Genomic DNA, 7,523 nt, shown 5'->3' on the forward strand with positions numbered 1-7,523 from the left:
GTTGGGCGCTGTCAGCGGAATGGGCGGGCTATCTGGCACTACCTCTGCTTCTGCCCGGCTTGACACGCCTCTCAGTCGTTACATGCGCTTGCTTAACCGGCGTAGCCTTGTTTGGTCTCTGGACACTGTCGGAACTCAAGTCAGGGGTTGGACTGAACTTCACCCTTCATCTCGGTCTGGTTCGCTTTGGCCTAGAGTTCGGTCTGGGCCTGCTGCTTGGCCGCATTACCGCAGCAGGCTACATCCCAGTGATCCTGGCAAAAGCCGGGGTAACGGCCCTGCCGTTTGGTTTGCTACTCGGTCAAGATGCGCTGTCCGTCATCGGGTTGGCAGCGTTGATCCCGGCCATCTGGCTCGGTGGACATAATCAACTAGCCCCGGCGCGCCCGGATTTGATCATGCGCCTTGGCGAGGCGTCCTTCGGTACGTATATTTCCTGGGTTTTCATCGAGGCTGCTATTGTCGCCATATTGAGAGTCAGCCAGCCTGAGTTAGCCCTGCGATTGCTGCTGATGGTCATTGGCTTCGCTGCCAGCCAAGCCTTGGGCTGGGCTGCTTGGCGCTTTATCGAGACGCCGGCACAACGCGGCATATTGGCGCTTGCCGACCGTGAGCGCGATCGGAAGGTAGCGCGCTCAGTGCATTGATCTACGGGTGCGCCGAACAGACTGGGCCGTTACGGCTCACCGCAGGAAATCTACACCGGCTACCATGGCTCAACCGATGGCCGAACCTACGGCGGGATACAAGAAGCTTTGGCTGACGCGATGGCGGGCGAGGTACTGCCGATCGACAGCACATCCGCTCGGGCACACCGCTCAGCCACCCTTGAAAAAGGGGATCAATCGCTAGCGTAGAAGCTACCCGCCTGGCAGGCGGAGTACCTCGCTTCAGCGATCACACCATACACCTTCAGCTGCAGGGCTCGGACGGCACAGCCGCAGAGCTTTGTAGCAAACTCGAACCGCTAGATCCGAAGACCAAGCATGTAAATTAGGAAGCAAAAGCAGCTTCTCGCTTTTCGCTTTCGAAAGTGAGATCGACCGCCGGATGCGGCTCCCGCCCTTCGCAGGCGTCGAGGTAGCGGAGCAGAATGCGGTCGAGTACTGGGGAAGGGCCCATCGGCCGCTCATCCATGGAGCCGATGACGGTGATGTCGTTCAGCGTGCCGACGGCGGCGATCTCATCGGCGATGATGAGTTCCGTCCGCTCGATCGGCCGCCGCTCGAAGCCGATACCAAGATCGGCGCAAAGCGCGGCGATGATGTCGATGGTGATGCTCTCGAAGGCGCCCTCGCTCGCCGGCGGCGCGTAGACGGTCCCGTCCCGCACCATCACCAGGCCGGAGCCGATGAACTCGGCGACCCGCCCCTGCTCGTTCAACAGAACCATCTCCGGATAGCCGCGGCTGCGTCCCTCAATCTTGGCAAAGCGGGCGGAGAGATAGTTGAAGCCTGATTTGATACGCGCCGGCACGGCATTGTCCGAGGCCCGTCGCCAAGTCGAGACGCCGGTCGCCATCCGTGGCGGTGCACCGCGCGGGTAGTGGTAGGCGGCCAGTACCAGATCCGTCCTGTCGCCGACTCCCCAATGCCCTTCGGTCAGGAAGAGGGTGGCGCGGATCCACATGGTGCGCGCCGGCTCGCGCTGGCAGGCGGTGATGGCGTGGCAGGCCGCGTCGAACTCCTTGAAGCTCATGGCGAAGGGCATGTGCATCAGCGCCGCAGACCGCCTCAGCCGCGTGTAGTGCCTCCGCATGGCGAGCAGGCCGAAGCGCCCGTCCGGCTGCCAGAAACCTTTCAGCCCTTCGAAGACATTCATCCCGCGCTGGCACGCCTCGGACGTAACGTGCAACACAGCCTCTTCCCAAGGTCGTACCTGGCCGTCGGCGTAGATCCAGCGCGGGCGTTGCAAGTGTGGCTTGGATGGAGGCGCTGATATCTGGGTCATGGTCATGTCCAGGTGATGTGGCGTGAAGCCTGGTTCAGGGAGAGCAGACCGTAGCTGCCGCTACCGTCGTCGAGGAACGACGTGTTCGCCCACCGCAAGCACTGCAGCAGTCGCAGCCATGCTGTCAGGATCCGGGCATGAGGTCACGGCTGGCGGACGACAGAGACGGCCCAGTCCCGCCTTGCAATCGACGCACGGGGACGGCCGTGAAGGGACTATCCGCCGCCTCGACTGCTGGCGCGAAACGGAGTCCGGCCAGCAGGCCGTGCAAGATGATCCTTGCCTTGAGGAACTCGCCGGAGACGGCCAGTTTGAGCGCCTGCAAGCCCTGCTGTCGCAGCAGCCGCAGCAACGCGCGTCGGCCCTCGAATCGCCGCTTGAGAAAGACCTCGTTGCGGATCCTGTAGAAATGATAGGTGACCCGCACGGGATCGCTCTCGGTGCGAATGTCGAGGTTGCCGGCGATGCGGCGGAGATGCAGCGCGCAGCTGTCGCCGACAATGAAGCCTGGTCGCTCCCGCGTCACCCGCAGCGTGAACTCAGTATCCTCGCCCCAGATGAACATCCCCGCGATCGGCAGGCCATGTCGCTCCAACGTCTCCCGCGGCACCAGGTCGGAGACCAGCGCCGTGCGGATGACAGGCACGAGTCTGTGCTCCAGCAGAGCCGGCCAGTTCTCATAGGCGAGCGCATTCCGTCGCCGGTCGATTTCCGGCACGTTCATCGCCTCGCCGGTCTGCGACCGCACCACCGAGCTGAGGAAGGCCGGCTTCACCTGCCGCTCCGCCAGGAGCGCCGCCGCGACCATCAGCTGCGCGAGCGCAGCGGGCTCTGGCAACACGTCGTCGTCCATCACCCAAACATAGTCGGCGCCGGTCTGGTAGCCGAGCCGCATCATCAGATTGAAGCCCCCTGCCGCGCCGATATTTCGCTCCAGCACATGCGCCTCGACCAGGCCGAGCCAATCCTCCTCCAGCATGGCCGGTGTGCCGTCAGTACTGGCATTGTCGAGGACGATGATGCGGTCGCAGGGCCGTGTCTGCGCCGCTAGCGCAGCAAGGCAGCGCCCGAGCAACTCCTTTCGGTTATAAGTGAGGACCACCGCACAGACCTGTGCCATGGCAAATCATCTCCGCAATCCGATTTTGGAGGAGGGCATGGCAGACCGGCCGCGTCCAATACCCTCTCGTTGAGAATAGGCAACAACTCGGTGAACTACCCACCGCTCAGCTTGCACCAGAACTCTCAGGGCTCGATCAGCGCCGGCATGGCCGCATAGCCTGCGTTGTCAGGATGGATGCTGAGATGCTTCTCCGCCCCTGGTGCCGGGGAGTACCGGCCGAAAGAGGTGCGGACGACGCCAGGAAAAGCGTCTGCATCAGTGCCTCGCTGCCCGCACTAGTTCGAAAGGTGCAGAGCCACTGATGGTTTCGCTATTGAGCAATCTGCCACGAGAGCAAACCTGGCGGGTGCCTAAAAGATTTCAAGTTGTGGGATTGGGACGACGAAGCGGCCGCCCCAGTTGCGGATGGTGGCCATTTGCATGGCGATCTCCTCGCGGAGGTTCCAGGGCAGGATCAACACATAATCCGGCCGTGCTTCGAGAATTGCCTCCGGCGTGCGGATGGGGATCCGCGTGCCGGGCAGCAGCAGGCCCTGCTTGTAGGGGCTGCGATCAACGGTGAAGGGCAGGAGTTCCGGCCCGATGCCGCAGTAGTTCAACAGCGTGTTGCCCTTGGCCGGAGCGCCATAGCCGACGACGCGCTGGCCCGCGCGTCGGGTCTGCAGCAGGAACTCGAGCAGCCGGGCCTTAGTGTCGACCACCTGCTCGGCGAAGCTGCGGTAGGCTTCTGGCCCATTCAAGCCGCATTGCAGCTCCAGCCTGCGCATCGCCTCAACCGCCGGCATGACCTGCTTCTGATGATCGGCTGCGTGACGGACGAAAAGGCGAAGCGATCCGCCATGGGTCGGTAGCTCCTCCAGATCGAAGGCGGTGAGCTGGTGCTGCGCGAAGATGCGCTCGGCGACGAGGAGCGACAGGTAGGAGAAGTGCTCGTGGTAGATCGTGTCGAACTCGCCCTGCTGCATTAGCCGCAGCAGATGCGGAAACTCGAAGGTGGCGACGCCGCCGGGTGCGAGCAGAATGCGGAAGCCTTCGACAAAATCGTGCAGGTCTGGCACATGGGCTAGGACGTTGTTGGCCGTCATCAGCATCGGCTGCGGGTGGCTGACGCGCAGGCGCGCCGCCGTCGCCGCGCTGAAGAAGGCAATCTCGGTTGGAATGCCGCGGGCGATGGCGGTGCGGGCGACATTGGCGGCCGGATCGATGCCGAGCACGGGGATGCCGCGCCGGGCGAAGTACTGCAGCAAGTAGCCGTCATTGCTGGCGACCTCGACCACAGACGTCGCTGGGCCAAGGCCGAGGCGCGCCACCATGCGCTCGGCATAGGTCTCGGCATGGCTCAGCCAGGCGTCCGACACCGAGGAGAAGTAGCGATACTCGGAAAAGATAGCATGCGGACTCTCGAACTCCGTCAGCTGCACCAGTCGGCAGGCGGAGCAGACCAGGGCGTGCAGCGGGTAGAAGGGCTCCATCCGCGCCGCATCGCTGGGGGCGACATAGGAGTTCGCCAGCGGCGTCATGCCGAGATCGGCGAAGGTCTCGCGCAGCGGCGCGCCGCAGCAACGACAGGCGGGGGCGGCAGGCGAGGCGGCGCGGGGCCTGGCTGCGATCGGGGAGGGGCTGGTCCCATCCATGCTGATCAGGTCCTCGTTGCGCCGCGCTGCGTGGCGGCTGTTGTTGTCGTCGTCACGTGCGTTCCTCCTGCCTGGCTGACGCGCTCGCACGGCCGCCACCCTGTTTTGCGGTCAGGCTATAGACAAATGTTTCGGGAGGAGATCTCAGTGTCGTGGGTTCACCGGATATTGAAATAAGTTCGTATTGTTAAAGGTGCGTGGTGACCATCTCATTCTCCAAACTGCCATCGCGCTGCCGGACGTCCTGAACCCCAGATGGAATGGATGCGGATTGAGATGAACGAAGACGGAACGATTGCTTGGGGCGCAGCGGCGAGCGGCGAGGATCTACATGCACATTGCGCAGCACTCTTTCCGCTCTGCCGCAGTATCACCGGCCCCGGCCTGCGTAGGACGCTCGGCTATGTCGCCGCCCGCATCCCACTCGAGATCCACGAAGTGCCAAGCGGCACGCAAGTCCTTGACTGGACAGTGCCGCGCGAGTGGGTGCCGCGCAGTGCCTGGATCCGCCGGCTCGACGGCTCCACAGTTGTAGACTTCACCAACCACAATCTTCACTTGCTGCAGTACAGCCGCGCCATCGATGCGGTACTGCCGCTCGCCGAGCTGCAGCGCCACCTGCACAGCATCCCCGATCAGCCGGAGCTCATCCCCTACCGCACTGCTTACTACAGCCGCGGCTGGGGCTTTTGCCTGCCGCACCGCCTGCGCGAAAGCTTGTGCGACGAAGCATACCGGGTCCATATCGATGCCGACTTCAAACAGGGATCTCTTTCCTATGGCGAATGCCTGCTGCCGGGGGAGAGCGAGGAGGAGGTGTTGGTCTCCGTCCATAGCTGCCACCCGTCGCTCGCCAACGACAACCTCTCCGGCATCGCGCTCGGGCTCGAGCTCGCGCGCATGCTGGCGGTGCGCAGACGGCGGTTGAGCTGGCGCTTCCTTTTCATCCCCGGCACCATCGGCTCAGTCGCCTGGCTGGCGCAGAACCGCGACGGGGTTGGGCGGATCGCGCATGGGCTGGTGTTGACCTGCCTCGGCGATGGCGGGCCTATCTCCTACAAGGCCTCGCGCCGCGGCGATGCGAAGATCGACCGCATTGCCGCGCATGTGCTGCGGCATGAGTCGCCGGAGAACCGGCTGCTGCCCTTCTCGCCCTATGGCTATGATGAGCGGCAGTACTGCTCGCCCGGCTTTGACCTCCCACTCGGCTGCCTCATGCGCTCGCCGAACGGCACCTTCCCCGAATACCACAGCTCGGCCGACAACCTGGACTTTGTGCGGCCAGAGCATCTGGCGCGCTCCTTCGCCGCGCTCACCGCCATCGCCGAGGTGATCGAGGAGGATCGGCTCCTGGTCTCGACCGCGCCTTATGGCGAGCCGCAACTCGGCCGGCGTGGCCTTTATGCGCCAATCGGCGGCACCGGGCCGGCAGCGGCGGGGCGGGACTATGGGCAGATGGCGCTGCTCTGGGTCCTGAACCTCGCCGATGGCAGGCACAGCCTGCTCGATATGGCGGAGCGGGCGGGCCTGCCCTTCGCTGAGATTCACGCTGCGGCGCGCGCGGCGGAGGCGGCGGGGCTGCTCGTCACGGTAAGTCAATTTGCCGCCGGCGCAACGGCTTCGGACAGTGCTGCCAATCTTCGGAGGTCACGGGCATGAGCACCGTCCATTATGACGCCCATTGCAGCGATGAGGCGCGGCGTGAGGCTCTCTATCACGGCGACATCTTCGTCTACTCGCCAATGCCGGCGACGCGGGCGCTCGCTGAACTGGCGCGCGGCATGATCGCAGAAGCCTTCGCGCCGCATGATCCTCGCCGCATCGACCAAGTGCTGTCGATGGAGGAATGCGCGGCGGTGCTGGCGCGGCTGAAACCAGCCTTCATCCATCACCCGGAATGCAAGCGGCTACTGCCCGAGATCATCAAGGGCGTCGGCGGCAGTCCCGACGAGACCTATTTCGACGTGCCCCGACTGCGCTCGGCCTATCCGACGCATTACCTCACCTCCGGCATCGCCTATGCCTTCCACGCGCATCGCGACACCTGGTATTCGGCGCCGCCCTGCCAAATCAATTGGTGGCTGCCGGTCTTCGAGATCGAGGCGCGCAACTGCCTTGCCTTCTACCCGGAGTATTTCGACCGCGCGGTGGGCAATACCTCCGAAATTTACAACTATTACGAATGGAATGCGAAGAGCCGCGCTAGCGCCGCGCAGCACGTCAAACAGGACACGCGCGAGCAGCCGAAGCTGACCGAGCGGATTTCGGAGCGTGGCCTGCGGCTGCTGGTGCCGCCGGGGGGCGTCATCCTCTTCTCCGCCGCGCAGCTGCATGAGACGGTGCCGAATACCAGCGGTCTCGCGCGCTATAGCATCGACTTTCGCACCGTGAACCGCAGCGATGCGGCGTCGCGGCGAGGGGCGCCCAATGTCGATTCCCGCTGCACCGGCACGACGATGCGCGACTACCTTCGCGCCTCCGACCTCTCCCGCCTGCCGGAGCAGGTAGTGACGCTTTATGACGACGGCACAGCGATCGACGGGCGCACGCTGGTCTTCACCTCCGACCTTGCAATGACTCGGTGAGCCACCGCGCCGCTTGCACCGGAGTGCCTATGGTCCAGCAGGAAGATTGACGATGCCAGAAGAGCGACGCCAGGATCACTCCTACCAATAGGCGCAACGGCGCTGTGGTTTTGACCGAAACGCTGCGTTGATGGGATAAGGCCAAATATGGAAATCGGATAGTGTTAGAGCCTGTTCTCTAAGTGTCCATCCGGGAACAGCTTGAGGCATCTGAATCGGTTGTGACTGGCG

General features: G+C 63.8%; 6 protein-coding genes. 3 read left to right on the forward strand and 3 right to left on the reverse strand.

Annotated features, from left to right (window positions below):
* The coding region (locus AC5JJ6_RS33150; protein ID WP_496046129.1) for a hypothetical protein at positions 1-647 on the forward strand (647 nt) is incomplete at its 5' end.
* A gap of 346 nt (positions 648-993) precedes the next feature.
* Here AC5JJ6_RS33150 and AC5JJ6_RS33155 read toward each other — a convergent pair.
* The 3 genes from AC5JJ6_RS33155 to AC5JJ6_RS33165 all read right to left on the reverse strand — a co-directional run bounded on the left by AC5JJ6_RS33155 (position 994) and on the right by AC5JJ6_RS33165 (position 4,707).
* Positions 994-1,854 (reverse strand): aminotransferase class IV, encoded by an 861-nt coding sequence (locus AC5JJ6_RS33155; protein WP_496046130.1) that lies wholly within the window; start codon positions 1,852-1,854, stop codon positions 994-996.
* Between the two features lie 220 nt (positions 1,855-2,074).
* Positions 2,075-3,070, reverse strand: coding sequence for a glycosyltransferase family 2 protein (locus tag AC5JJ6_RS33160; RefSeq protein WP_496046131.1), 996 nt, complete (start codon positions 3,068-3,070; stop codon positions 2,075-2,077).
* A 353-nt stretch (positions 3,071-3,423) separates the two neighbouring features.
* Complete coding sequence (locus tag AC5JJ6_RS33165; protein ID WP_496046132.1) at positions 3,424-4,707, reverse strand: methyltransferase domain-containing protein; 1,284 nt, start codon at positions 4,705-4,707, stop codon at positions 3,424-3,426.
* Between the two features lie 276 nt (positions 4,708-4,983).
* On the opposite strand from AC5JJ6_RS33165, the gene AC5JJ6_RS33170 reads away from it, so the two are divergent.
* Together AC5JJ6_RS33170 and AC5JJ6_RS33175 are read left to right on the forward strand one after the other, a co-directional pair.
* Positions 4,984-6,366 carry a DUF4910 domain-containing protein gene (locus tag AC5JJ6_RS33170; protein WP_496046133.1) on the forward strand — a complete coding sequence of 461 codons (1,383 nt, stop codon included), beginning with the start codon at positions 4,984-4,986 and terminating at the stop codon, positions 6,364-6,366.
* Positions 6,363-7,292: a hypothetical protein gene (locus AC5JJ6_RS33175; RefSeq protein WP_496046134.1), complete on the forward strand. Its 930-nt coding sequence runs from the start codon at positions 6,363-6,365 to the stop codon at positions 7,290-7,292. Before AC5JJ6_RS33170 ends, AC5JJ6_RS33175 begins: the two co-directional genes overlap by 4 nt.
* The last annotated feature ends 231 nt before the right edge of the window (positions 7,293-7,523 follow it).

It is taken from the genome of Skermanella sp. (assembly GCF_059503625.1).

Bases quoted from the DNA above. Each gene is read 5' to 3' on its own strand.
- AC5JJ6_RS33170 (WP_496046133.1), top strand. From the start codon at position 4,984: ATGAACGAAGACGGAACGATTGCTTGGGGCGCAGCGGCGAGCGGCGAG.
- AC5JJ6_RS33175 (WP_496046134.1), top strand. From the start codon at position 6,363: ATGAGCACCGTCCATTATGACGCCCATTGCAGCGATGAGGCGCGGCGT.
- AC5JJ6_RS33165 (WP_496046132.1), bottom strand. From the start codon at position 4,707: ATGGATGGGACCAGCCCCTCCCCGATCGCAGCCAGGCCCCGCGCCGCC.
- AC5JJ6_RS33160 (WP_496046131.1), bottom strand. From the start codon at position 3,070: ATGGCACAGGTCTGTGCGGTGGTCCTCACTTATAACCGAAAGGAGTTG.